The 24,147-nt window shown below is 63.5% G+C and carries 20 protein-coding genes and 1 other RNA gene; 14 read left to right on the top strand and 7 right to left on the bottom strand.

Going from position 1 to position 24,147, the window contains the following annotated elements; translation table 11 throughout:
* Window positions 1-242 precede the first annotated feature (242 nt).
* The 4 genes from AC3WVQ_RS11545 to AC3WVQ_RS11530 form a co-directional block, all read right to left on the bottom strand.
* On the bottom strand, window positions 243-1,472 hold the full coding sequence (locus tag AC3WVQ_RS11545) for a lytic murein transglycosylase (protein ID WP_034793581.1): 1,230 nt from the start codon (window positions 1,470-1,472) through the stop codon (window positions 243-245).
* A 141-nt stretch (window positions 1,473-1,613) separates the two neighbouring features.
* The gene (locus AC3WVQ_RS11540; RefSeq protein ID WP_034792376.1) at window positions 1,614-2,405 is read right to left on the bottom strand and encodes a glycoside hydrolase family 25 protein; all 792 of its coding nucleotides are present in this window, start codon (window positions 2,403-2,405) and stop codon (window positions 1,614-1,616) included.
* A 239-nt stretch (window positions 2,406-2,644) separates the two neighbouring features.
* The gene (locus AC3WVQ_RS11535; RefSeq protein WP_060515916.1) at window positions 2,645-3,280 is read right to left on the bottom strand and encodes a class I SAM-dependent methyltransferase; all 636 of its coding nucleotides are present in this window, start codon (window positions 3,278-3,280) and stop codon (window positions 2,645-2,647) included.
* Window positions 3,281-3,316: 36 nt separating this feature from the next.
* Window positions 3,317-4,567 carry a BtaA family protein gene (locus AC3WVQ_RS11530; protein WP_492382729.1) on the bottom strand — a complete coding sequence of 417 codons (1,251 nt, stop codon included), beginning with the start codon at window positions 4,565-4,567 and terminating at the stop codon, window positions 3,317-3,319.
* A 179-nt stretch (window positions 4,568-4,746) separates the two neighbouring features.
* Between AC3WVQ_RS11530 and AC3WVQ_RS11525 the strand changes: the two genes are divergently transcribed.
* Entirely contained in the window at window positions 4,747-6,306 is a 1,560-nt protein-coding gene (locus AC3WVQ_RS11525; RefSeq protein WP_110818687.1) for an EAL domain-containing protein, read from the top strand.
* Between the two features lie 129 nt (window positions 6,307-6,435).
* Complete coding sequence (locus AC3WVQ_RS11520) at window positions 6,436-7,788, top strand: serine hydrolase domain-containing protein (RefSeq protein WP_090294319.1); 1,353 nt, start codon at window positions 6,436-6,438, stop codon at window positions 7,786-7,788.
* A gap of 68 nt (window positions 7,789-7,856) precedes the next feature.
* On the opposite strand, the gene AC3WVQ_RS11515 is transcribed toward AC3WVQ_RS11520, so the two are convergent.
* The 3 genes from AC3WVQ_RS11515 to AC3WVQ_RS11505 form a co-directional block, all read right to left on the bottom strand.
* Window positions 7,857-8,891, bottom strand: a complete 1,035-nt coding sequence (locus AC3WVQ_RS11515; protein WP_034792386.1) for a lytic transglycosylase domain-containing protein — start codon at window positions 8,889-8,891, stop codon at window positions 7,857-7,859.
* 116 nt (window positions 8,892-9,007) lie between these two features.
* Window positions 9,008-9,643: a LysE family translocator gene (locus AC3WVQ_RS11510; protein WP_034792388.1), complete on the bottom strand. Its 636-nt coding sequence runs from the start codon at window positions 9,641-9,643 to the stop codon at window positions 9,008-9,010.
* A gap of 128 nt (window positions 9,644-9,771) precedes the next feature.
* A complete protein-coding gene (locus AC3WVQ_RS11505) occupies window positions 9,772-10,989 on the bottom strand; it encodes a pyrophosphate--fructose-6-phosphate 1-phosphotransferase (protein WP_060582683.1) in 1,218 nt (405 codons plus the stop codon).
* Between the two features lie 430 nt (window positions 10,990-11,419).
* Here AC3WVQ_RS11505 and AC3WVQ_RS11500 point away from each other — a divergent pair, with 430 nt between their 5' ends.
* The 12 genes from AC3WVQ_RS11500 (at window position 11,420) to mraY (ending at window position 24,142) form a co-directional block, all read left to right on the top strand.
* The gene (locus AC3WVQ_RS11500) at window positions 11,420-12,127 is read left to right on the top strand and encodes a J domain-containing protein (RefSeq protein WP_034792391.1); all 708 of its coding nucleotides are present in this window, start codon (window positions 11,420-11,422) and stop codon (window positions 12,125-12,127) included.
* The gene (locus AC3WVQ_RS11495) at window positions 12,124-12,888 is read left to right on the top strand and encodes an N-acetylmuramoyl-L-alanine amidase (protein WP_090294316.1); all 765 of its coding nucleotides are present in this window, start codon (window positions 12,124-12,126) and stop codon (window positions 12,886-12,888) included. Before AC3WVQ_RS11500 ends, AC3WVQ_RS11495 begins: the two co-directional genes overlap by 4 nt.
* A gap of 223 nt (window positions 12,889-13,111) precedes the next feature.
* A complete protein-coding gene (locus AC3WVQ_RS11490) occupies window positions 13,112-13,639 on the top strand; it encodes a lytic transglycosylase domain-containing protein (protein ID WP_034792405.1) in 528 nt (175 codons plus the stop codon).
* 290 nt (window positions 13,640-13,929) lie between these two features.
* Entirely contained in the window at window positions 13,930-15,120 is a 1,191-nt protein-coding gene (locus tag AC3WVQ_RS11485; RefSeq protein ID WP_090294470.1) for an NAD(P)/FAD-dependent oxidoreductase, read from the top strand.
* 106 nt (window positions 15,121-15,226) lie between these two features.
* Window positions 15,227-15,626, top strand: an RNA gene (gene rnpB, locus AC3WVQ_RS11480) — RNase P RNA component class A.
* Between the two features lie 579 nt (window positions 15,627-16,205).
* Entirely contained in the window at window positions 16,206-16,646 is a 441-nt protein-coding gene (mraZ, locus tag AC3WVQ_RS11475) for a division/cell wall cluster transcriptional repressor MraZ (protein WP_060515924.1), read from the top strand.
* A 14-nt stretch (window positions 16,647-16,660) separates the two neighbouring features.
* Window positions 16,661-17,686, top strand: coding sequence for a 16S rRNA (cytosine(1402)-N(4))-methyltransferase RsmH (gene rsmH, locus AC3WVQ_RS11470; RefSeq protein ID WP_060515925.1), 1,026 nt, complete (start codon window positions 16,661-16,663; stop codon window positions 17,684-17,686).
* A 6-nt stretch (window positions 17,687-17,692) separates the two neighbouring features.
* Window positions 17,693-18,076, top strand: coding sequence for a cell division protein FtsL (ftsL, locus tag AC3WVQ_RS11465; protein ID WP_034792423.1), 384 nt, complete (start codon window positions 17,693-17,695; stop codon window positions 18,074-18,076).
* On the top strand, window positions 18,076-19,824 hold the full coding sequence (locus AC3WVQ_RS11460; RefSeq protein ID WP_060582686.1) for a peptidoglycan D,D-transpeptidase FtsI family protein: 1,749 nt from the start codon (window positions 18,076-18,078) through the stop codon (window positions 19,822-19,824). The genes ftsL and AC3WVQ_RS11460 overlap by 1 nt, the downstream gene beginning before the upstream one ends.
* A 66-nt stretch (window positions 19,825-19,890) precedes the next feature.
* The gene (locus AC3WVQ_RS11455) at window positions 19,891-21,354 is read left to right on the top strand and encodes a UDP-N-acetylmuramoyl-L-alanyl-D-glutamate--2,6-diaminopimelate ligase (protein WP_090294468.1); all 1,464 of its coding nucleotides are present in this window, start codon (window positions 19,891-19,893) and stop codon (window positions 21,352-21,354) included.
* Between the two features lies 1 nt (window position 21,355).
* On the top strand, window positions 21,356-22,810 hold the full coding sequence (locus AC3WVQ_RS11450; protein WP_492382728.1) for a UDP-N-acetylmuramoylalanyl-D-glutamyl-2,6-diaminopimelate--D-alanyl-D-alanine ligase: 1,455 nt from the start codon (window positions 21,356-21,358) through the stop codon (window positions 22,808-22,810).
* Between the two features lie 231 nt (window positions 22,811-23,041).
* Window positions 23,042-24,142 carry a phospho-N-acetylmuramoyl-pentapeptide-transferase gene (gene mraY, locus AC3WVQ_RS11445; protein WP_034792441.1) on the top strand — a complete coding sequence of 367 codons (1,101 nt, stop codon included), beginning with the start codon at window positions 23,042-23,044 and terminating at the stop codon, window positions 24,140-24,142.
* Window positions 24,143-24,147: the final 5 nt, after the last annotated feature.

Below are 24,147 nucleotides of genomic sequence, written 5' to 3'. Positions count from 1 at the left end.
TGGACGCCATGGCGCAAGCGCCTGGTTACCGCTCCCGGATCGGTTGTGCTCCGACACAGGATACATAGCCCGGCACGCCCGGCGGAACCACCCGGTTCTTGCGGCGATGATGAGGGCGGCATGCGTGGGGGCGAGCCGGTGGGCTCTCATCAACCGGGATCCGGTCGGCCGTTGTGGCATGAAAAAACCCCGGAGATCGATCCGATCTCCGGGGGTCATGGTTTTGAAACGGCGGTTCGGGCTTAAAGCGCGTTCAGGAGTTCGAGCGTCGCCCAGCCGTCGGCCGGACGGCCGAGGCGGAGCTGCTCCTTCTGGAGTGCCGCGCGGGTGCCGGAGCCGAGGATGCCGTCGATCTTGCCGACATCGTGGCCGAGCGTCTGCAGCTTGCTCTGCAGTGCCTTCATGCCGGTGTCGTCGAGGCCCGGTTCCGGATTGCCGCCTTCATAGGTCGGCGCGCCGCCGAGACGGGTCGCGAAATAGGCGGCAGACGTCGTGTAGATGAACGACTGGTTCCACTCGAGATAAACGTTGAAGTTGGGGTAGGTGAGGAAGGCCACGCCCTTGCGGCCCTGTGGCAGCACCAGCGAGGCTTCAAGGTTGCCGAAGGCGGTGTCGCCGTTGCGCGGCTTGACGCCGAGCGCGAACCAGTCGCTGGCCTTCATGCCCGGCTGCAGGCCGGTTTTTTCCCAGGGGAGTTGCTCGGGAACGCTGACTTCCTGGATTACCGGCTGGCCAGCCTTGTAGCCGAGGCTCTGGATGAACTTGGCGGCGGTCAGGATCGCGTCGGGCGAGCTCTTCTTCAGGTTCACGTGGCCGTCGCCGTCGCCATCGACGCCATAGGCGATGATGTCTTCCGGCAGCATCTGCACCTGGCCGATCTCGCCGGCCCAGGCGCCTGTCGTCGTCGCCGGGTCGAGGTCGCCATGCTGGACCATCTCGATCGCAGCGATCAGCTGCGGGCGGAACATCTCTGGACGGCGGCAGTCGTGGGACAGCGTCACCAGCGCGTCGCGGGTGTTGAAGTCGCCCTGGACGGCGCCGAAGTCGGTCTCCATCGCCCAGAAGGCGGTGATGACCGGGGCCGGCACGCCGAATTCTTTCTCTGCGCGAGCAAAGACGTCAGCATATTCCTTCATCTTCTGCTGGCCGATATCGAGGCGCGACTTGCTGACGGTGCGTTTGGAGAATTCGGTGAAGGTCTGCTTGAAGACGCCCTGGGTGCGGTCGCGGCTGAGCACCTTTTCATTGATGGCGGCACCGGCGAGCGCCCGGTCAGCGACATCGGCCGGAACGCCCTTGGCGACCGCTTCGGCCTTCACGCCCTGAAGGAAGGTTGCGAGATCGCCACCGCAGGCAACGGCCGGGGATGCCGTCTTCGCGCCTGTCGAGGCTGCGGTCTGGGCGGCGGCGGCCGAGGCGGTCAGCGCCAGAAGAGCGACGGAGGCAAGCGCGCGCCGGGCTGTGCGGGTCATCATGAAATTCCTTTCTTTGCCGTGGGGCGCCTTGCACCACCACGGGCAATCAAATCGCTGAGAAATCTGCCGTTGCTCTCTCAGAGCATTATGACCGAAAGAAGAAAATGGGTCTTCCTGCCGCACTTGCCGGCAGGAATGTCAGTTCTGCTTCGGCTGCGAGACCGCGGCGACCCAGTTCTTCCAGTTTTTCGCCGAGCCGGCGAAGACATTGATATCGGTGGCGCCGTCGATGCCGGGGATGACCCCGGTGCTGGTATATTGCCAGAACGCCCAGCGGCGCTCGACATAGACCTCACCCGGATGCTTGGCGACCGAGCGCACCCAGAAGTGATGTTCCTTGAACTGGTCGACGAGATTGTCGCGGTGGAAGTCGACCGAGGTGTAGATGATCGGGCGCTTGCCGTAATGGGCTTCGAGCCGGTCCATGAAGCGCTTCATCTCGACGCGCACTTCGTCCGGCGTCGGGCGATGGCGGCAGGTCTTCGATTCGCCGTTCCACTCGACGTCGAGAACCGGCGGCAGGTAGACGGCGCTCTTCGGCACGTTGGCGATGAACCAATCGGCCTGGTCGTCGGCGGTCGAGCAGAAATAGTAGAAGTGATAGGGCGCATAAGGGATGCCGGCGGCCCGTGCCTTCTGCCAGTATTCGGGAAAGCGGGTATCGACCCGGTCCTTGCCTTCCGTCGCCTTGATGAAGGCGAAGGAGACGCCCGAGTTCTTCACCTTCATCCAGTCGATATCGCCATTCCATTTCGAAACGTCGATGCCGTGGATATTGTGGTGCTGTGGGGTCCGGTCGCCGAAGTTCTGCGGGTCCGTATCGTGGAAGCGCGGCGGGATCGATGCCGTCTGCATCAGGTCATAGTCGGTCGACGAGCAGCCGGAAAGAAGGGTGGCAAGCGGCAAGAGAGCCAGGAGAAGCCGGCGCATGATTTTCCTGTCTAGAGACGATCGATGATCCTGCCTCACACGATGGCTTCCTGTCGGTGATTTCCCCAGTGAGGCGTGAACCCCATTTTCACCATATCATCGTAAAAATTGAGTTAGCTCAAGCGGGAATTGCGGACGGCAGAAAAGCGCAAAAGCGCCGAAAACCAGGCGGTTTCGGCGCTTGCCGGAATGGCTGCCCTCAGGCGGGATGCAAAACCTTTGTGTAAACCGCCTGCCGCTCAGGCGGCGATCGCCACGGAAGGGCGGTGATAGACGGCGAGCCAGGCATAGCCGCGGCCGATCGTGCGCCGCTCGAGATCGGCGCCATTTTCGCGGGCTTTTTCGCGTAACACGTCGAACAGCCGCTCGCGCGGCGTCACGTGGAAGCGATTGAGCCAGCCGTGCAGCGCCCGGCGGAAGCTCGTCGGCAGGCGTTCCTGCTGGCCGAAATCGGCAATGTGCAGCGAACCGCCCGGATTAAGCGCTGCGATCGCCGCGTCGATCGCCTTCTGCCAGTCGGGGATCATCGACAGCGAGTAGGAGATGACGATGTGATCGAAACCCCTTTCGCCGAAGATCGCCGGGTCGAAGTCCGTTGCGTCGGCGACATGCAGCGTGGCGCGCCTGTTGCCGCCACGGTTGAGCTTCGCGCCGGCCGAGGTCAGCATTTCCTGGGATATGTCGAGCCCGAACAGGCGGGCCGACGGGAAACAGCGGCCGATCAGCGCCAGATTGCGGCCGGTGCCGCAGCCGACCTCAAGCACCGAGGCACCGGAGGCCGGGTTCATGTCGCGGATCAGCGTGTCGCGGCCGAAGAGGTAGTACTTCCGCGTGAGATCGTAGAAGTGCCGCTGATAGCGGTACATATGGTCCATGCGCCGCGCGTGGGAGATCCCGGCCTGTTGCACGTCTCAGCCCTTCCTGCGGTAGATGTGGAAGCCGCCATAGATGGCGGAGCGGTCTTCGGCGCCGAGCCGTAGCGAGGTTTCGGCATCGTAGTGCCACTGGTCGAGCAGGGCCGGGGAGACACGGCCGGGCAGGATGCTGTCTTCCGCCGCGGTGCGGAAGATCACCACTGCGCCCTCATCCGCCGTGCGGGTGATCTCGGTCCAGAGGCCGTTCAGCTGCTGGTCGGTCATCCAGTCCTGCGCGTCGAGCAGGATATAGCGGTCGACCGAGCCGGCGGATTTGCCGGCGAGAAGCTCGGTGAAGCTTGCGTGATGCACCTCGACGCGCTCGGCATTGTTGCGGATCGCCTCATAGGCGCCGGCGTCGAGATAGGGCGGCAGGTCGCCTTCATGCGGCAGCGGGTAGCGGCGGCCGAAGGCCTGCCAGGCGAAGTAGTTTTCGCGCAGCGGGAAGTGACAGGTGAGCTTCTCCAGGCGATGGCGCAGAACGGCGGCGAGCGACTTTTCGGCACTCAGGCTTGCGAGCTCGTCGAACTGCTGCGGCGGAATGCCGAGGCCGAAGAGCGAGCTCTTGCGCCCGGTGATCCAGCGGATGACGGGACGATCGAAGAGCGGTGCCAGGCGCTCGTCGAAGAACTGTCGCTGTTCACGCATGGAGCGCGCCTGGACGAAGTCCTCCGGATTGACCCCGTGCAGGCGGGCAAGCAGGTGGCTGGCTGCAATGAAGCGGCCGAGCAGACCGGTGCGGTAGATATTGCGGCCAAAGACGCCGATACGCCGGCGACCGGTCATGTCGCGGCCGGTCCAGTAGCTGCGCGTCGCTGTATCAAGCTTCGGCGCGAGGAAAAGATCGAAAGCCTGGACGTTGGTCGTCGTGCCCTGGATCGCCAGGAAGCGCGTGACATCCTTGTGGCTCGGCAGATGGCGGAAGGCTGCGAGCTTCAGGCGGTTGAGCGCGATATGGTGCGGGTTGAGGTCGACGACGTCTATTTTCCGTGGGCCGGCCGACAGATAGGTCAGCATGTTGCAGCCGCCGGAGCCGATGGTGACGATCCGGCTTTCCGGGGTCAGTTGCATCGCCTCCATGTCGACGATCGGATCTTCCCAGATCTGCGGATAGACGAGGCCCGAAAAGAGCAGGCCGAACAGACGTTCCGAGAAGCCTGCGAGGGAGAGGGTCTTGTGCTGGAGCAGGGCGTTTTTCAGCTTCGGATTTTTTCTGCCAAAGCCAACGTCGGAAGCGATTTCATTCATCTCAGACGGTCATCCAGTTGAAACTTAGGCGCTTCTAAAGTGACTCGGCTACACTTTGATGACGGGCTTTCTCACAGGGCCGGGGCGGTCTCCGGAATGCAAATCTACAATTTTTCACCCATAAGAATTCATTAAACCCTGACGTGCTAGCACCGCCTTACATACGGGGGGGCGTCGACATGATGTTAGGTACGTTTCTGCCGAAGCCCGAGCAGCGATTTGCGGCTGCCGGCGCGGCATTGGGGGCTCTGGTTTCTGTGGCGTGGCTTGCCAGCGGAACCGGTCTTCCCGACCAGATGGCGCCGCATTGGGACGTCCCTGCCGTTATGGCGGCCGGCGCCATGCCTTTCATCCTCGGCGGCTCCTTCTATCGCTGGCGCTACTCGCGCCGGCTCGAGCTGGAGCTGCGTGCCGCGCGGCGCGCCGAGCGTCGCCTGCGCAACGAAGTCCATCGCGACAAGCTGACTGGGCTTGCAAACCGCGCTGCGCTCGAGGCCGATATCAGCCAGGCACTCAGCGCAGAAGGTGCCGCGTTTGCGCGCAACGCCTTGCTTCTTCTCGATCTCGATCGCTTCAAGGTGATCAACGACACGCTGGGACATGACGCCGGCGACCGGTTGCTGGCTCTGTTCGGCGCCCGGCTCAGGCGTGCCTTTGCCGGCGAGGCGACGGTCTACCGCCTCGGCGGTGACGAGTTCGTGCTTGCGGCCGCGTGCGCGCCGTCTCAGGCCGATGCGGAAATGCTCGCAACGCGGGTGGAAAAGCTGTTCGAAGCGCCGTTCGATCTCGGGGAAACGCGCATCGCTTCAGGCTGCAGCATCGGCATCGCCTTCATCGAGCGGTCGGACAAATCGACATCCGACGTGTTGAAAAGGGCGGACCTGGCGCTTTACGAAGCCAAGGCGATCAGCGGCAACAGTCATGCCTTCCACTCGGAAACCCTGAGCCATGCCGTGCGGCAGCGGGCGGAAGCCGAGCGCGATCTTACGCGCGGTTTCGAGGCAGAGGAGTTCTTCCTCGCATTCCTGCCGATCCTCGGCATCGAAAGCGGCTCCATCGGTGGGTTCCAGGCGCTGCTGCGCTGGCGGCATCCGCATCTCGGCGTCATCGGCGCGGAAACGTTCGAGCCGCCGGAGCAGAGCGCGACTACGCTGGCGCTTGCCGCCTGGGCGCTTCAGTCCGCCTGCAGGCAGGCGGCCGGCTGGTCTTTCCCGAAAGGGCTGACGATTGCGCCCTTCGTCTCGCAACTGCGCGACCGCGATTTCGTCACGCAGGTGGAGCGGTGCCTTTCGGATGCTGGCCTTTCGCCGGAACGCCTGACGATCGAGGTCGCCGAGGGCGTCTCGACGGACGATCTCGTCATCGTCACCGAAAACTTGCGGGGGCTGCGCGCGCTCGGCGTTCGCGTCGCGCTTGGCGGCGGCTCCGCCTCGTCGCTGCCCCTGAACCAGATCTCCGACGTGCAGCCCGACCAGGTGACCGTCGATCTCGCCGCCGTGCGGGCCGCACATGGCAGCGAACGCAGCGTGGCGTTGCTCGCCTGCCTGATCAAGACCGGACAGGTGCTGCGGCTTTCGATCGCCGTCAGCGGTGTCGAGAAGGAGAGCGAGGCGGATTGCGCGCGGGCCTGTGGCGCTGCCGAGATCCGCGGTCCCTGGGTTTCGCCTGTTATGGCCGACGTGTCGGTGCTCGTCGGCGACGGCGAAGCGGGAGAGGCGCGCCTCTCTGCGGGCGCGTGAGCGAGAGCTCGAAGCGCTGCACTTTTTTCGACTGCTTGTGCGTTTTTCCAATATGAAAAGTTGAGGCGGCCGGGGCTTTCCCTTGCAGCAAAATGCTGGTTCTCTTTGCGCATCAGGCCGGAGGATCGCATGGGACGTTTGTTGAAGATTTCGGGTGCCGTGCTGGCGCTGATCGTCGTCGGTCTGTTCGGTTGGCTTGCGCTGGCGCCGCCGCAACTGCTGAAGGTCGGCGACGGCTATGCGGCAAAAATCGTCTGTTCCAACGTCTTCATCGCCGGGCGCGATGCCCAGGCTGTGCTCGCCGACGACGTGCAGGCCCCCGGCCATCCGTTGCTCAAGCTGGTGCGCGTCGATGTCGACAAAGAGAAACAGGTGGTGACGGCACGCATCCTTGGTTTTGCCGCCCCCGGTTATGCGGCCTATCGTCCGGGTGCCGGCTGCGCCAGCCTGCCGGACGGCGATGCCGCGGCTCTGGCACCGATCGAAACGAAAACCGCCGCTTCAGCGCCCGTGCCGGGTGTGGCCTGGCCCGAAGGCGAGGGGGCTGTGATCGAGCCGACCTTGCAGAAGCTCGTCGAAGACGCTGACCTCGCCGGGCCGGGCATGCGGGCGATCGCCGTGATCCACGACGGCCAACTGGTGGCGGAAACCTATGGCCAGGGTTTCGACCGTTCGACGCCGTTGCTCGGCTGGTCGATGACCAAGTCGGTGACGGCGGCGCTGATTGGCCTCAGGATTGCAGAAGGGCGCATGGACGTGTCGCAGGGCGACCTGCTGCCGGAATGGGCCGGGGACGAGCGGGCGGGCATCACGCTTGCCGACCTGATGGGGATGCAGAGCGGACTTGCCTTCAACGAGAATTATGGCGCCGTCACCGACGTGACGCGCATGCTCTATCTGGAAAGGGACATGGCGGGTTTTGCCGCGACGCGGACGTTGGGTGCAAAGCCCGGCACGAACTTCAGCTATTCCAGCGGCACCAGCACGCTGTTGTCGCGGATCTGGATGCGCACCTTCGACGATCCGGCGGCAGCGCTTGCCTTTCCCTATGACGCTTTGTTTGCGCCGCTCGGCATGACGAGCGCCGTCCTGGAGACGGACGAGAGCGGCACCTTCGTCGGTTCCTCCTACATGTATGCGACGACGCAGGACTGGGCGCGGTTCGCGCAGCTCCTGCTGCAGGATGGTGTCTGGAAGGGGAGGGCGATGCTACCGAAGGACTATGTCGCCTTCATGCGCACGCCGACCAAGGCATCGGGCGGCAAATACGGCCAGGGCCAGGTATGGCTGGAGGAAAACGGCGTGCGGGCGGGAACGGGCAGTTTCCCGGCGGATGCCTTCTGGATGCTCGGGCATGACGGCCAGGTGATCATGCTGGTGCCTTCGTTGAAGCTGGCGGTCGTGCGGCTGGGGCTTACGCCTTCGCGGCTCGGCTATGACGTGCAGAAGCTCAACGCCAAAGTAATAGAGGCGCTCGATTGAGCGCCTCGTAAGGGGATTCCTGAACCATCGAGAAGCAGCTTCGCTTCGGGCCAGCCGGGGTGGCCGGCTTACTTCATGCCGAGCTCTTCGAGCAGGCCCTTGCGCTTGGCGTGATAGTAATAGCCGCTGGCATAGAGCTTGACTGCGCTGTCATGCTGGTTGTCGGCCACCATCCAGGCGCCATGCAGATACTTGGTCGCGTATTTGAGGTTGGTTTCCGCGTCGAACAGACCTTCCGCCGGACCGTCATAGCCGAGACCCTTGGCGGTGTTGTAGCGGATCTGCATCAGGCCGTAATTGCCCTTGCTGTAGGCGCGCGGATTGTAGTTGCTCTCGCGCTTGACGACGCGGTGCACCAGTTCCACCGGAATGCCGTTGAGATCGGCATAGTACTTGATCATCTTGTCGAGTTCGGGACGCGAGCTCGTCGGCGTCTTGGTGAACTTCATCGAATCCGGGATGACGTTGGCGACTGCGGCCACCGTCGAGCCGATGACGCCGGTCTTCGGGCGCTCGGTCGGAACGATCATGCGGTTGGCGACCAGCGTTTCGAGGCCGACCGGTTCGCCGGTGTCGAAGTCCGATTCCATCGCGGCTGCAACTGCGAGCGTCGAGACCGGCAGGTCCTGGACGCGAGCGGTCTTGGTTGCCGCCGGCGAGAGGGCGGCGGATGCCACCTGAGTGGAGTCGGCGGGCGAGGGGGCTTCCGCAGCGGCAATCGCCGCGCTGGCGCCGGTCTGCGTCGTCGGGGCAACCATGGCAAGCGCCATGGTGTCGCCCGGCTTGGCCGCGGGGACCGCGACCAGTGCGGGTGCTGCTTCCGCACCCTGTGCCAGATCGGTCGCGACCGGATAGGTGGCGGCGACGCCAGCGGTCTGAGCCGTCAAGGCCGCGCTCGTTGCGGTAGCGGCGCCGTCGGGCGTCGGCAGTGCATAGGCGGTCATTTCGGTGCCGGGCTTTGCGAGGGGCGTAACCGTCTGCACGGCCGTGAGGTCTGCCAGCGACGTGTGCTCTACCGTTGAGCATCCCGAGACGATGGTCGCCGACAACAAAGCTGCCACGCCAAACGTCTGTTTGGAAAGGGAAATACGGTAATTCGCCATTCTGTCACTTTCGTGCTTCTGGGCCCCGTAGCCCCTGCAAATCAGCGGTTGCCAGCCGCCAAGCGTGAATCTCCATTAACCTATGAGGCTGGCGGCGGCAAGCGTGGGGTCGAATTTCAGGCCGTGGCCCGCTTCATCGTGGCCGTCAAAAGCCCGGCGCCGATCAGCATGGAGCCGCCGGCGCGGTTGACGATCCGCCGCACATTCGGCTTGGAAATCGTGCTGCGGGCGGCGGTCGCAAGGGCTGCATAGAGGCTGGCATTGAGGATCGCGAGCGTGAGGAACGTCAGCTCGAAAATCGCCATCTGGGTAAAGAGCGGCTGGCTGAGATCGAGGAACTGCGGCAGGAAGGCGACGAAGAAGACGATGCTCTTCGGGTTCAGCGCAGTCACCGCATAGGTATGAAAGAAGATGCGAAGCGGGCGTTCCGTCGACGTGGTTTCGAGGTCGGCGTCGCCGCCGGCGGCCACCGGCGCGCGCCAGAGCTTGATGCCGAGCCAGATAAGATAGGCAGCGCCCACCCATTTCAAGACGGTGAAGATGGCGGCAGAGGTGGCAAGCAGGGCGCCGAGGCCGAGCATGGAGGCGGTCATGGCGGTGAAATCGCCGAGCGCCACACCGGCGACCGTCGCGCCCGCCGTCTTGCGGCCATGGCCGAGCGCGTAGGAAATGACGAGGAGAATGGTGGGGCCGGGGATGGCGAGCAGCACGGCCGAGGCCGCGGCAAAGGCAAACCAGTGTTCGAACGACATGAAAAAGCTCCGCGCTGAAGGTGGTGTTCGGCAATCAATTCGCCGAGCCAGCCACGGAAACGCGGAGCCGTCAACGTCTAATCAAGCGTTGTCGGCGGGTGGCATATCCACCCGCCGGCAAGTGTCGGTCAGTGCTTCTGGGCCTTCCACTTCTGGCCGATGACATCCATCACCTCGCCGAACCACTTGGTGGAGGTATCGAACTGCTTGCCGCCCTTGATGCGCGGGAATTCGATGGTGCGCAGCTTGCCGCCCTGGTCTTCGTCGTGACCGGTGACGCCCGAGACCTTGTTGAGGGCGCTTTCGACGGCAAGGTCGACCATGCCCTGGATCAGGCGCAGGTCGTCGCCGTTGGCCGGGGCCGAGCGGGCGTAGTAGCCAGATTTCTGCACCATCGAGCGTTCGGCGCCGAGAAGGGCTGCAAACTGCTTGGAGAACCAGTTGCCGACATTGATCGTGTCGATCTTCACGTGGCCGAAGGCATCGCGCTTGATGGTCTCGCCGGCTGCTTCCCGCTCGGCGACAATGGCGTCGAGGCAGGCGCCTTCACTGACGAACAGCGTCACGAAGCCGGTGCGGTCCATAACCTTGCGCAGGCGATCGGCTTCGCCCTGCAGGTCGAACTTCATCTCCGGCAGATAGAGGCCGTCGATGTTCTTCATCTGGCGGTTCATCATGAAGCCGTCGACGAATTCCTTGTCGTCGGTCATCTGGATGTAGGAGCGGGCGGTGGCTGCCGTCAGCCAGCCGCTATGGCGGCCCATGACTTCATGGACGACGAGCGTGCGCGGGGCGGCACTCTGTTCGTTGCTGACATTGTCGAAGAAGCGGGCGCCGTATTCGGCGGCCGTCCAGGCGCCGAGCGTCTGGCGGATCGGAACGACGTCGTTGTCGACGGTTTTCGGCAGGCCGACCACGGTCAGGTCGTAGCCGTTGGCGCCGAGATAGGCGGCAAGGTCGGCAGCGGTCGTGTTGGTGTCGTCGCCGCCGATGGTGTGCAGGATCGAAATGCCGTCCTTGGCAAGGCGCTCGGCTGCGACACGCAGCGGGTTTTCGCCTTCCTTGACCAGGCCGCGCTTGACGCAGTCGGCGGCGTTGGTGAGCTTGACGCGGCTGTTGCCGATCGGCGAGCCGCCATGGCGATGCAGGATATGGGCCTTTTCGCGCATGTCGCGCGTAATTTCGATCTGGTCTCCAAGGAGTACGCCCTGGTAGCCCGAGCGATATGCGACCAGCTCATATTCGGGTGCTACGTCCGTATAGCGCTCGATCAGTCCTCCAACGGCCGATGACAGACAGGGCGCGAGCCCGCCGGCCGTCAGCATTGCGACTTTTTTCTTGGCCATGTTTCCTCCTCGGGACTTTGGCATGCGATGGGTGCGGCCTCCATAGCGCAAATCAGATGGAATTTAAATGACGGGCCTGTGGATGTTGTGTCGAGGCTGCGCGAGAACGGCTGCTGGGCGCCGTCGGAAACGCGGGGCGGGCTCGGTGTCGAGCCGATTGTCGCAGCCGGAGGAGCGCAATCGGGCGGAGCGGCCTTCGCGGCCGGTGCATTTGGCGTGTTTTTCGGCATAAATTCGCCGCTTCGGATCGCTAGGTTGTTCCCAAGGGAACAGCTTTCCGTCTACCAGCTGTCGCAAGTTCCAATCGATGGATTGACAATAGTGAGGTGCCATCACAAATTCGTCATCCTCGTGGTTCGGACCGTCCCACCGCTTGCAATTTGCCACCACACAAGTCCATGCTATACGCTGGAGAGACAGGGATTCTCGCATGTCATTCTGGGACAGCCTCCTCAAAATCGTTACCGCCACCGGCAATGCGCTTGCCGGTGTGGTCGAGGCCGTGCGTACCCTGTTTGAGGGCGACCCGGAGACACGGCGCAAGGTTGCCTTCTCCGTCGCGATGATCGCGCTTTCGGCCAAGATGGCCAAGGCCGACGGCATCGTCAGCGAGGCCGAGGTCGCCGCCTTCCGCGACATCTTCCAGTTCCCGCCCGACCAGGCGCAGAACGTCGCGCGTCTCTATAATCTGGCGCGCCAGGACGTCGCCGGCTACGAGGCCTATGCGGAGAAGATGGCGTCGCTGTGTTCGTCCTGCGAAGAAAACTGCCCGATCCTCGAGGATATCGTTGACGGCCTGTTCCATATCGCCAAGTCCGACGGTGCAGTTCATGAGCGCGAACTGGCGTTCCTGGTGCGGGTCGCCGAGATCTTCGGCATGGACGAGGCGCATTTCGAGCTCATCATGGCCCGCCATGTGCACGGAGACGGTCGCGACCCCTATCAGGTGCTCGGCGTTTCGCGTAAGGATGATTTCGCCGACATCCGCAAGCGCTACCGTGTGCTGGTTTCCGAGAACCACCCGGATATGCTGGTGGCGCGCGGCGTACCGCAAGAATTCCACGCGATCGCCAATGATCGCATGGCGGCGCTGAACGCCGCCTATGAGGCGATCGAGAAAGAACGCCGAGCTGCATGACTTCCAAATACTGCGACTATCCGGGGGCTCGCTTCATGCCGTCGCCCAATTTTGGCGACCGCGCCGACAGGCGGGCACCGGATATGATCGTGCTGCACTACACCGGCATGGCAACGGGCGCTTCGGCGCTCGAATGGCTTTGTCGCGAAGAGAGCCAGGTTTCCAGCCATTATTTCATTCATGAGGACGGACGCGTCGACCAGCTCGTGCCTGAGACGCTGCGTGCCTGGCACGCGGGCAAGAGCTACTGGAAGGGCGAGACCGACATCAACTCCTGTTCGATCGGTATCGAGATCGCCAACCCGGGCCACCCCGGCGGGTTGCCGGATTTCCCGAAGAAGCAGATCGATGCGGTCGTCGAATTGTGTCGGGACTGTGGCCAGCGGTGGTCGATCGCCCCGGAAAGGGTGCTGGCGCACAGCGATATCGCCCCCATTCGCAAGGTTGATCCGGGAGAAAAATTTCCCTGGCATGTTCTTCACCGTGAAGGGGTCGGGCACTGGGTTGAGCCGGCTCCGATCGGCGGCGGGCGCTTCTTTCAGCGCGGCGACCGCGGTCAGCCGGTAGAGGCCATCCAGTCGATGCTGTCGCTCTATGGCTACGGCATTGAAGTGACTGGTGATTTCTGCGAAAAAACCGAGGGCGCCGTCGCCGCGTTCCAAAGGCATTTCCGGCAACAGAGGGTAGACGGCATCGCCGACATCTCAACCCTCGATACGCTCCATCGCCTGCTTTCCGGGCTGCCGCAATTTGTCGCCTGACGCGGAAGAATTTTTCGTCCCGAAGCCTGTTTTCCGGATGTTCGTGGCATGTTTTTTTAGCTTTGCCACATGTTTACCATGATGCGCCGTTCATTTCCCGCTCATTGAAACTGCAGGAACTTCGGGGCGCAACGCTCACGTCCTGTGAATGAAACGATCGGGACGTGAGGCTCGAAGCGGGGTGCGCTTCGGTCCAATCCCCAGACCGGAGAATTCAAACTACATGAGAATATCGTCTGTTGCTGCGGTGGCGGCATGCCTTGGCATGTTCTTCGCCGGGATGGGTACGTCGTATGCGGGGAATGTCGACAAGACCATCAAGACCTCTTCCATCCCGACCGTCACCCGGACCACAGGCTTCCCGAAACCGGACCTTCCGCAGAACGTTCAGTATACGGCCCTGATCAAGAGCTATGCGAAGCAGTACGGCGTTCCCGTCGATCTGGCGCATGCGGTCGTCAAGGTCGAAAGCAACTTCAATCCGAAGGCACGCGGCAGCGCCGGCGAGATCGGCCTGATGCAGATCAAGCCCGCCACGGCGCGCATGATGGGCTATTCGGGCTCCTCCAAGGGTCTCTACGACCCGGAAACCAACATCAAGTTCGGCATGAAGTATCTCGCCATGGCGCATGAACTTTCGGGCGGCACCACCTGCGGCACGATCCTCAAGTACAATGCCGGCCATGGCGCCAAGCGCATGAACCCGGTTTCCAAGCGCTATTGCGGCAAGGTCCAGGACATCATCGACTAGAACGCCGTGGGTTCCAGCGAACGCACGAGGGGCGCCTTGGCATCCCTATTCTAGAGCATCTGGCCGCCTCGGTGTTTCCACCTGAGGGCGGAATGCTCTAGTCCCTGACAGGCGTGGGTGATCCATTTGCCCACGCGACGAGAGAGCATCGTCCGCCGGCCACGCGGCAATGGCGGATGCTCCAGCCGGACAGGTCTCGCGTTCCGGCGCACCAATTAAATCCTTGAGTGGTGGTGCCCTATCAGCACCGATATGCTACCTCCTTCCGTGTCAGCGGAGCGGGGATGAGCATGTCGGAAAGCTTTGATTTCATTGTCGTCGGCAAGGGCATGATGGGCGCTGCGGCTGCCCGGCACCTGGCGCTCTCGGGTGCTGGCGTCGCGCTCGTCGGTCCTGACGAGCCGACCGATTGGGCCAGTCATTCCGGCGTCTTTTCCAGCCACTACGACAATGCCCGCATCACCCGCACGATCGACGACGACCCCGTCTGGGCGCGTCTCGCCCGTCGCTCGATCGAGCGCTACGACGAGATCGAACGCGAAAGCGGCATCCGGTTTTATCACGAGGTCGGCTGCTTGATGGCGGGGCCAGCGCCGGGCTCGAGCTACGACTATATCGAGCAGGTGGAAAAGGCGCGGGATGCGCTCGGCGTCGAAGCGCCGCTCTATGACAGCGAGGCGCTGTCGCGGCGCTTTCCCTGGTTCCGTTTTCCCGAGGGCACGGCCGGCGTTTATGAGCGCCTTGGCGCCGGCTACATCAATCCACGCGCGCTCGTTGCGGCGCAGGTCATCTGTGCCGAGAAGGCCGGCGCACGGATCGTGCGCGACGAGGTCGGCGCCGTCTCCGAGGCGGACGATCGCGTTGTCGTCACGACGGTCTCGGGCATGCGCCTGGAAGCGGGCCGGGTCATCGTTGCGGCCGGCGGATTTTCCCTGTCCGACAAACTGCTGCCGCGGCCGATCGACTTGACGGTCAAGGCTCGCACGGTGCTGTTCGCGGAGGTGGCGGCGAGCGAGCTGCCTGACTTCGAGGGCATGCCCTCGCTGATCGGTGCAGCACCCGAGCAGGAGAAGAGCTACTACCTGCTGCCGCCGGTCGGCTATGCCGACGGCAGGACCTATATCAAGATCGGCGGCGATCCGACCGACAGGATCCTGGGTGACGAGCCGGCGATACGGCACTGGTTCCGCGGACCGGGCGGTGCCGCGGCGGCCGAGCATCTGCGTCGGCTGCTGGCCGAGGTGATGCCTGATTTCCGGCCGGTCTCCACCCGCTTTTCACCCTGTGTCACCTCGTTTACCCGCGACGGGCTGCCCTATATCGGCTTTGCCGAGGGCGACCGCATCGCCGTCGTCACCGGCGGCAACGGCCAGGCGGCAAAAAGCTCCGACGAGATCGGCAGGCTCGGCGCTGTCCTTGTGCAAAATGGCCGGATCGATGAGCCCGAATACGACGCCGACTTCGCGGTCGCCTTTCGCTAGGTGCGGCGGCATCCACCCGGTCTCGGCCGATCTGCCCTGTTGGCAGCTTGAAAAACACTGCCGTTTTTTCTGGCGCCGGGCGGGGGCTTGCGTTAAGGAGCGCCTGCCAGTTGGCCGGGCAGCCGCTCTCCGCAAGTGCCGAAAGGCCGCGGGGGGAGGAAAGTCCGGGCTCCACGGAAGCACGGTGCCGGATAACGTCCGGCGAGGGTGACCTCAGGGAAAGTGCCACAGAAAGCAAACCGCTCCGCTTGCGGAGTAAGGGTGAAAGGGTGGGGTAAGAGCCCACCGCGGACATGGCGACATGGACGGCACGGCAAACCCCACCGGGAGCAAGACCGAATAGGGATGACGCGGACGCGCAAGCGCCCAGCCTGTTTCCGGGCCAGTCATCCGGGTGGGTTGCAAGAGGCTGCGTGCAAACGTAGTCCCAGATGAATGGCTGCCACGTTCCGTTGCCTTCGGGTGGCGGGGCCATACAGAACCCGGCTTACAGGCCAACTGGCGATTTTTCTCTCTCTCTCTCTCTCTCTCTCTCTCTCTCTCTCTCTCTCTCTTTCTCTGTGGGCGGGCCGCACGGTTCAGCGCGTGCGGATCGCGCCTTGCAAATCGGGCTGATCCGCATGCCATTTTTGCGACCGACAGCGGTGCCGGTTTAGGCGGTTTTGTCGTTGCCGCCGCGCATTCTTCTCTTGCGATGACACGAAAGGGCCTCTGCACAACGGTGTGTCTGCGCTTTTTCTCACATTCTGATTTTTCAACGATTTGAAGCCGTTCGACCGTCGCATTCCCGTACGGTGGGGGTCTCTTCGTAACCCTTCGTTAAACTTAACAACCTATCAATATTTGATCAGCCCGACGGCTGTTTGTGATCCATTCCCATTGACGCCCATATGGTCCCATGATATCCCATAATGGCACTGCGCAGGGGCTGCTTCGCGGCCCAATATCGCAAGATTCCAATGCCTTCCGGCTTCGGAGGGTGGTCGGACATTCCACTGTTCGGCGGGGCGGTCTTGCGTGCGGAGTGACGTGTTCTCGCGGGTCGATGATCGTGGCCCGTCAGTCTTGGGCGGCCGTTTCGCGTTATGAACCGCTTCTTGTCACATGCCACCAATCGGATCGATGCGAAGGGGCGGGTCTCTGTTCCCTCGGCGTTTCGCTCCGTGCTGTCGGATGGGGGCGTTCGGGAGCTATACTGTTTTCAGGATTTCGTCTTTCCGGCGATCAGCGTCGGCGGGCCGGAGCTCCTGGATCGGTTCGAGAGGCAGATGGCGGCCGAGGATCCATTTTCTCCGGAAGCCAACGAGATGTCGCTGCTGGTTCACGGGGGTGGCGTCTTTGTGAAGCTCGATCCGGAAGGCCGGTTGATGATGACGGATTTTATCCGCGACTTCACCGGCATCTCGACCGACGTGATGTTCGTCGGGCGGGGCGATTATTTTCAGCTCTGGGAGCCGCAGGCCTTTCAAAAGGCGCAGGCGGCGGCCCGGGAAGGGCGCAAGTCACGGGGGTTGCGTCCAGAATAGAATGGAGAGAGGGAATGGTGACGGATCAAGGCGGAGGTGTTTCTGAAGCCGAAGGCGGACCGGTTCGTCACATTCCCGTTCTCTTGCCCGAGGTGCTTGCTGCTCTCGAGCCTGCGCCCGGCAAGGTCATCCTCGATGGCACCTTCGGTGCCGGTGGCTACAGCTCCGCAATCCTCAAGGCCGGTGCCGACGTGATCGCGCTCGATCGCGACCCGACGGCGATTGCCGCAGGGCAGGCGCAGGTCGCCGAGTGGGGCGGCCGGCTGAAGCTCGTTCATGCACAGTTCTCCGATCTTGCTGCCCATGCGCCCGAAGGCGGGCTCGATGGCGTCGTGCTCGATATCGGCGTTTCCTCCATGCAGATCGACGAGGCCGAGCGAGGCTTCTCCTTCCAGAAGAAGGGGCCGCTCGACATGCGCATGTCGGCTTCGGGCGTTTCGGCGGCCGATGTCGTCAATCGCGCCAAGGTCTCTGATCTCATCCGCATCTTCGGCTTTCTCGGTGAAGAGAAGCAGGCCGGCCGCATCGCGCGTGCGATCGAGAAGCGCCGGGCCGAACAGCCCTTCGAAACGACCCGCGATCTTGCCGGCCTGATCGAGGTGGTGACGCCGCGCAAGGCCAAGGACAAGATCCATCCCGCCACCCGCGTCTTCCAGGCGCTGCGCATCTTCGTCAACGACGAGCTCGGCGAACTGGCAGAGGCGCTGTTTGCGGCCGAGCGAGCGCTGAAGCCCGGCGGCCGTCTTGTCGTCGTCACCTTCCATTCGCTCGAAGACCGCATCGTCAAGGCCTTCTTCCAGGACCGCTCCGGCAAGGCCAGCGGCTCGCGTCACCTGCCGATGGTGTCCGCGCGTGCCGCAACCTTCACGCCAGTTGGCAAGCCTATGGTGGCAGCCAGCGAGGAAGAAGCGTCCCTCAATCCGCGCGCCCGCTCTGCCAAGCTTCGCGCCGGTATCCGCACGCAAGCCGCGTCGCCGGGAAACGATCTGTCCATTTTCAATCTGCCGGAACTGGCAAGCCTTGCACGGCTGGGGGGCTGACAAGACATGCTTCGAACGTTCGATATCGTTCTGATCGTCGTCATGACGGCCGCGGCCACGGTGACCTATACGATCAAGCACCGCGCCGAAAACAAGCTTGAGGAAGTCCGCAAGCTCGACGTGGCGATCAAGCTCGAGGAAGACACGATCGACCTGCTGCGGGCCGACTGGGCGCTTCTGACCCAACCGAACCGCCTGGAGCGCCTCGTCGGTGCCTTCGGAGCCGACCTGCAACTCGTGCCGACCCCCTCGACACAGCTCGCCCAGCCGCAGGAACTGCCGATGCTGAAGGCCGATCTGCCCGTGCCCGAGGACAAGTCGGCCAAGGATGGCATCGCCGCCATCATCGAAAAGACCGATAAGATCGCAACTGGCTCGGTGGCGCGCTGATGTCGTTTCTCTCCCGCATCATGGTGTTGAAAAGCAAGGCGCACTTCTCGGCGGGCGGCAACAACCGACCGGCTGAAAGCGGCGTCAACGTCACCTTTCAGGGGACGCGCAAGAAGACCACGAACCAGGCGAAGAACCGCGTCGCCATCGTGATCGCCAGCTTCGGCATCGTCTATGCCGTCATCGGCGGCCGCCTGGTGCAATACGGCATGGCGGCACCCGAAACCGTTTCCAGCATCGGCCGGGCCGACAACCTGATGGCGTCGCGCCCCGACATTCTCGACCGCAACGGCGAGATCCTCGCGACCGACATCCGCACCGTCTCGCTCTATGCCGAGCCGCACAAGATCGTCGATGCCGACGAAGCGGTCGAGCGGCTGTCGACGGTGCTGCCCGACATCAACGCCCGCGAAATCTACAACAAGCTGAAGTCGAAATCGCGCTTCCAGTGGCTGCGCCGGCAGCTGACCCCGAAGCAGCAGTCGGAGATCCTGGCGCTCGGCATTCCCGGCGTCGGCTTCCGCCCGGAAAAACGCCGCTTCTATCCCGGCGGCCACACCGCCGCGCATATCCTCGGCCACGTCAACATCGACAACCGCGGCGTTGCCGGCATGGAGCGCTACATCGACAGCCAGGGGCTGGCCGACCTTGCCGCGATCGGCATGACCAGCGACGCCAAGCTCGAGCCGGTGAAGCTTTCGATCGACGTGCGCGTGCAGAACATCGTGCGCGACGTCATCGACGCCGGCATGAAGAACTACCAGGCGCTCGCCGCCGGCGCCGTCGTGCTCGACGTGCATACCGGCGAAGTGCTGGCAATGGCGTCCGTTCCCGACTACGACCCGAACAAACCGGCCGAAGGGGCGGAAGAGGGCTGGATGAACCGCATGTCGAACGGCACGTTCGAAATGGGCTCCACCTTCAAGACCTTCACCATCGCCATGGGCCTCGATTCCGGCAAGGTGACGCTCAACGACAGCTTTGACGCCTCGGCGCCGATCCGTATCGGCGGCTTCACCATCAAGGACTTCCACGGCAAGCGCCGCGTGCTGACTGTCCCGGAAATCTTCCAGTATTCGTCGAACATCGGCACCGCGAAGATTGCCGATCTCGTCGGCATTCCCGGCCACAAGGAATTCCTGACGCGCCTCGGCCTGCTTTCGAAGCTGCCGACCGAACTGCCGGAAGTGAAATCCCCGACGCAGCCGCGCGAATGGAAGAAGATCAACTCGGTCACCATCTCCTTCGGTCACGGCGTCTCGACGACGCCGCTGCAGACGGCGGTCGCGGGTGCTGCACTCGTCAACGGCGGCAAGCTGATCGAACCGACCTTCCTGCCGCGCACCGAGGAGCAGGCCGACGCCGTCTCCACACCGGTGGTCAAGAAGAGCACCAGCGACGACATGCGCTTCCTGCTTCGCTGGAACGGCATTGCGGGCTCCGGCAAGCGCGCACTGGTGCCGGGCTTCAACGTCGGCGGCAAGACCGGCACGGCCGACAAGGTGGTCAACGGCCGCTATGCCAGCGACCAGAACTTCAACGCCTTCCTCGCGGCCTTCCCGATCGACAACCCGAAATACATCGTGCTGACCTTCATCGACGCGCCGAAGACCGGCGAGGGTGGCGGGCGCACCGCAGGCTCGAACGCGGCTCCCATGGTTCGCGACATCATCAGCCGCTCTGCGCCGCTGCTCGGTGTCGAACCAAAGTTTGGAGAAGACGGTTCTGCCTTGCTTGTGTCTTATTAGACATGAAATGAGAAAGCGGACGATTCGCGATTCTTGCGGATCGAAATCGATGCGAGACGTGCGTTCATGAAGATCAAAGACCTGGCGGGATCGAGCTTCCCGGAACTTTCGGCGCAACTGAGCGGCGCTGCCGCCGATATCGACGTTGCCGGACTGACGGCCGATAGCCGGCAGGTTCAGCCAGGGGATCTCTTCGTCGCCGTTTCCGGCAGCAAGGCCAATGGCAGCGCCTATGTCGCCGATGCCCTGAAGCGCGGCGCGGTCGCCGTCGTCACCGAAGCTGGCTCAGACGTCGACTCTTCGGCAGCGCCGGTCCTGAAGCTTTCCGAACCTCGCGCCTTTCTCGCCCGCGCTGCCGCTGCCTTCTATGGCCGCCAGCCGGAAACCATGGTCGCCGTCACCGGCACCGCTGGCAAGACCTCGGTCGCCTCCTTCACCCGCCAGGTCTGGGCGCATTCCGGTCTTGCAGCCGCGATGATCGGCACGACCGGCGTCGTCGCACCCGGGCGTAACGATTACGGCTCGCTGACGACGCCCGATCCGGTGTCGCTGCACAAGCTGCTCGCCGAACTTGCCGATGCCGGCGTCACCCATGCGGCGATGGAGGCCTCCAGCCACGGCCTCGACCAGAGCCGGCTCGACGGCGTGCGCCTGTCGGCTGCCGCCTTCACCAATCTCGGCCGCGATCACATGGACTACCACCCGACGGTGGAGCACTACATGGCCTCCAAGATGCGGCTGTTCGAGGCGCTGTTGCCGAAGGGCGCGCCCGCAGTGATTTTTGCCGACGACCAATGGTCGGACCAGGCGATCGCCGCTGCCCGCAAGGCCAAGCTCGACGTGCGCACGGTCGGCCGCAAGGGCGATTACATTTCGCTGAAGCGGGTCGAGCACTTCCGCCACAAGCAGTCGGCCGAAGTGCATGTCGGCGACGACATCTTCGAAATCCACATTCCGCTTGCCGGCGACTTCCAGGTGGCCAATGCGCTCGTGGCGGCCGGCCTTGCCATGTCCACCGGCATCAGTGCCAAGGCGGCCTTCTCCGCGCTTGAAAAGCTGCAGGGGGCCTCCGGTCGTCTTGAACTGGTCGGCCAGACCAGGGACGGCGCGCTCGCCTATGTCGATTACGCCCACAAGCCGGATGCGCTGGAAAACGTGCTCGCCTCGGTGCGGCCGTTCACGACCGGCCGCGTCGTCGTGGTTTTCGGCTGCGGCGGCGACCGCGACAAGGGTAAGCGCCCGATCATGGGCGAGATCGCCACCCGGCTTGCCGACGTGACGATCGTGACCGACGACAATCCGCGCTCGGAAGTGCCCGATGTGATCCGCGCCGAAATCATGGCGGCGGCCAGGGGCGCCATCGAAATCGGCGACCGCGCCACGGCGATCCGCACGGCGGTCGGCATGCTGAAGACCGGCGACACGCTGATCGTCGCCGGCAAGGGGCACGAGGAGGGGCAGACGATCGGCTCCGTCACGTTGCCCTTCTCGGATCACGCGGAGGTCCGCAAGGCATTGGGAGGCTTGTGATTTGAACTGGCTCTGGACAAGCAGCGATCTCCTGGCCGCCATGAATGGCCGGCCGGTCGGCAATCTGCCTGAAGGCATCTCGGGGATCTCCATCGACAGCCGCTCGATCGGCAAGGGCGAAGCCTTCTTCGCGATCAAGGGTGATCGCGTGGATGGCCACGACTATGCGGGTATCGCGCTCGCCAATGGCGCCGCGGTGCTGGTCGTCAGCGAAGGCAAGCTGCCGGCGCTCGGACGGCTGAATGCGCCGATGATCGTCGTCGACGACGTGCTCGAAGCGATGATCCGGCTCGGCTGTGCGGCGCGCGACCGCAGTGCCGCCAAGATCATCGCCGTCACCGGTTCGGTCGGCAAGACGACCACCAAGGAGATGTTGCGCCACGTGCTTCAGCCGCAGGGCCGCGTACATGCGTCGGTCGCCTCCTTCAACAATCACTGGGGTGTGCCGCTGACGCTTGCGCGCATGCCCGAGGCAACCGATTTCGGCGTCTTCGAAATCGGCATGAACCATCCGGGCGAGATCCGGCCGCTGACCGCCATGGTGCGCCCGCATGTGGCCATCGTCACCAGCATCGCTGCCGCCCATCTTGGCAATTTCGAGAGCCTCGACCAGATCGCCGAAGCCAAGGCCGAGATCTTCGAAGGCGTTGTCAATGGCGGCCACGCGCTGATCATTCACGACAGCCCGCAGTACAAGCTGCTTGAAGACGCCGCGGCAGCGGCCGGCGTCAGCCACATCCATTCCTTCGGCGCCAACCCGAAGGCCGAATTCCGGCTGGTTGAATTCAGCGGCGGTGCGGAGGGTTCCATTCTCTGGGCCGGCATCGGCGGTCGCACGTTGGAAGTCGCGATCGGTGCCCCCGGGCGTCACATCGCCGAGAATGCCGTTGCGGTTCTCGCAGCGGTGAAGCTTGCTGGCGGCGATCTCGACTATGCGGCTTCGGCGCTCGCAACCATGCAGGCCGAAACGGGCAGGGGCCGGCGCCACACGCTTTCGATCGGCGGCGGTACGCTGAAGCTGATCGACGAGAGTTACAACGCCAATCCGAGCTCGATGCGGGCGGCGATTTCGCTGCTGCGCGACAGCGAGCCGCCGGTCGGCGGCCGTCGTGTCGCCGTGCTCGGCGACATGCTCGAAATGGGCGAACACGCGGCCGGGGTGCATGCGGCCCTTGCCCGTCCGCTCATCGAAGCCGGAATTACCGATGTCTGGCTCGCCGGACCGCTGATGGCGCACCTGCGCGACGCGCTTCCGCCCGAAGTTTCGGTGATCTTTCGCGAGAGCGTTGAGGATCTCAAAGCCTATGCGCTGGCCGCTGTCGCGCCGGGCGACGTTGTCATGGTCAAGTCGTCCAAGGGAACCGGCTGCGCCAAGATCGTGCAGGCGCTGATCGAGAGCTATCCGGAGACGCAAGCCGAGGAATACGGGGCCGAGGGAACCGAAGCCGAGGGGTAGCCGGCGTAATAAAAGCCGGCGGAACCGCCCATGATGGCGCGGTGGATACAGTTTGAGGTTAGGCGGCGCGCCCTAACACTTTCGCATGCAAGCGCGTATCGTTTTTCAGATGATTCTGTTGGACGTGTTTCGAAATACTACGGCGCCGCGTCTCCCGGGGCGGGAAAGCTTCGCTGTAACACTTTAAACTGCTGCATCATTGTGCAGGAAACCTTTGGGGAAAGGTCCCTTATGCTCATTTGGCTTGTGGAACTGGCGGACCACTTTCAGTTTTTCAATCTTTTTCGCTACATCACGTTCCGCACCGGCGCGGCGCTCTTCACGTCGGCCATGATCGTCTTCCTCTTCGGGCCCGCGATGATCGCCTCGCTGCGCATCCGCCAGGGCAAGGGCCAGCCGATCCGCGCCGACGGGCCGCAGACGCATTTCAAGAAGGCCGGCACGCCGACCATGGGCGGCCTGATGATCCTGGCCGGCATCGTCGTCTCGTCGCTGCTCTGGGCCGATCTGTCGAGCGTCTACGTCGTCTCGACGCTGCTCGTCACGCTCGGCTTCGGCGCCATTGGCTTCTACGATGATTACCTCAAGGTTACGAAGCAGTCGGACAAGGGTTTTTCCGGCAAGGCACGCCTCGGCATCGAATTCGTGATCGCGGCGATCGCCGTGTTTTTCATGATGCAGGCCTCGCTTTCGGGCGGTCCGTCCGGCTCCACTTTCGGCTCCTCCGTCACTTTCCCCTTCTTCAAGGACCTGATCGTCAATCTCGGCTATTTCTTCGTGCTGTTCGGTGGCTTCGTCATCGTCGGCGCCGGCAATGCCGTGAATCTGACCGACGGTCTCGACGGTCTTGCGATCGTGCCTGTGATGATCGCCGCTGCCGCCTTCGGCCTGATTGCCTATCTCGCGGGTAACGCCGTTTTCGCCAACTATCTGCAGATCCATTTCGTGCCCGGCACGGGCGAGCTTGCCGTCATCCTCGGCGCCGTCATCGGCGCCGGCCTCGGCTTCCTCTGGTTCAACGCGCCGCCGGCCGCCATCTTCATGGGCGACACCGGGTCGCTGGCGCTTGGCGGCCTGATTGGCACCGTAGCCGTTGCCGTCAAGCATGAGATTGTCATGATCATCATCGGCGGCCTCTTCGTCATGGAGACGCTGTCGGTCATCATCCAGGTCTTCTGGTTCAAGCGCACCGGCCGCCGCGTCTTCCTGATGGCGCCGATCCACCACCACTTCGAAAAGAAGGGCTGGACCGAGAGCCAGGTCGTGATCCGATTCTGGATCATCGCCGTCATCCTGGCGATGGTTGGCCTCTCCACCCTCAAGCTGCGGTGAGCGGA

It is taken from the genome of Ensifer sp. EB106-05-01-XG146, assembly GCF_058791875.1.
The sequence above is the reverse complement of the archived record's forward strand: the minus strand, read 5'-3'. Positions and strand labels throughout refer to the sequence as shown.

What these genes read in the sequence shown, in the direction of transcription:
- mraZ (WP_060515924.1), top strand. Translation starts at nt 16,206, where the DNA reads ATGAACCGCTTCTTGTCACATGCCACCAATCGGATCGATGCGAAGGGG.
- AC3WVQ_RS11525 (WP_110818687.1), top strand. Translation starts at nt 4,747, where the DNA reads ATGATGTTAGGTACGTTTCTGCCGAAGCCCGAGCAGCGATTTGCGGCT.
- AC3WVQ_RS11490 (WP_034792405.1), top strand. Translation starts at nt 13,112, where the DNA reads ATGAGAATATCGTCTGTTGCTGCGGTGGCGGCATGCCTTGGCATGTTC.
- AC3WVQ_RS11540 (WP_034792376.1), bottom strand. Translation starts at nt 2,405, where the DNA reads ATGCGCCGGCTTCTCCTGGCTCTCTTGCCGCTTGCCACCCTTCTTTCC.
- AC3WVQ_RS11460 (WP_060582686.1), top strand. Translation starts at nt 18,076, where the DNA reads ATGTCGTTTCTCTCCCGCATCATGGTGTTGAAAAGCAAGGCGCACTTC.
- AC3WVQ_RS11485 (WP_090294470.1), top strand. Translation starts at nt 13,930, where the DNA reads ATGTCGGAAAGCTTTGATTTCATTGTCGTCGGCAAGGGCATGATGGGC.
- AC3WVQ_RS11515 (WP_034792386.1), bottom strand. Translation starts at nt 8,891, where the DNA reads ATGGCGAATTACCGTATTTCCCTTTCCAAACAGACGTTTGGCGTGGCA.
- AC3WVQ_RS11495 (WP_090294316.1), top strand. Translation starts at nt 12,124, where the DNA reads ATGACTTCCAAATACTGCGACTATCCGGGGGCTCGCTTCATGCCGTCG.
- AC3WVQ_RS11535 (WP_060515916.1), bottom strand. Translation starts at nt 3,280, where the DNA reads ATGGACCATATGTACCGCTATCAGCGGCACTTCTACGATCTCACGCGG.
- AC3WVQ_RS11455 (WP_090294468.1), top strand. Translation starts at nt 19,891, where the DNA reads ATGAAGATCAAAGACCTGGCGGGATCGAGCTTCCCGGAACTTTCGGCG.
- AC3WVQ_RS11530 (WP_492382729.1), bottom strand. Translation starts at nt 4,567, where the DNA reads ATGAATGAAATCGCTTCCGACGTTGGCTTTGGCAGAAAAAATCCGAAG.
- rsmH (WP_060515925.1), top strand. Translation starts at nt 16,661, where the DNA reads ATGGTGACGGATCAAGGCGGAGGTGTTTCTGAAGCCGAAGGCGGACCG.
- AC3WVQ_RS11500 (WP_034792391.1), top strand. Translation starts at nt 11,420, where the DNA reads ATGTCATTCTGGGACAGCCTCCTCAAAATCGTTACCGCCACCGGCAAT.
- AC3WVQ_RS11505 (WP_060582683.1), bottom strand. Translation starts at nt 10,989, where the DNA reads ATGGCCAAGAAAAAAGTCGCAATGCTGACGGCCGGCGGGCTCGCGCCC.
- AC3WVQ_RS11510 (WP_034792388.1), bottom strand. Translation starts at nt 9,643, where the DNA reads ATGTCGTTCGAACACTGGTTTGCCTTTGCCGCGGCCTCGGCCGTGCTG.
- AC3WVQ_RS11520 (WP_090294319.1), top strand. Translation starts at nt 6,436, where the DNA reads ATGGGACGTTTGTTGAAGATTTCGGGTGCCGTGCTGGCGCTGATCGTC.
- mraY (WP_034792441.1), top strand. Translation starts at nt 23,042, where the DNA reads ATGCTCATTTGGCTTGTGGAACTGGCGGACCACTTTCAGTTTTTCAAT.
- ftsL (WP_034792423.1), top strand. Translation starts at nt 17,693, where the DNA reads ATGCTTCGAACGTTCGATATCGTTCTGATCGTCGTCATGACGGCCGCG.
- AC3WVQ_RS11545 (WP_034793581.1), bottom strand. Translation starts at nt 1,472, where the DNA reads ATGACCCGCACAGCCCGGCGCGCGCTTGCCTCCGTCGCTCTTCTGGCG.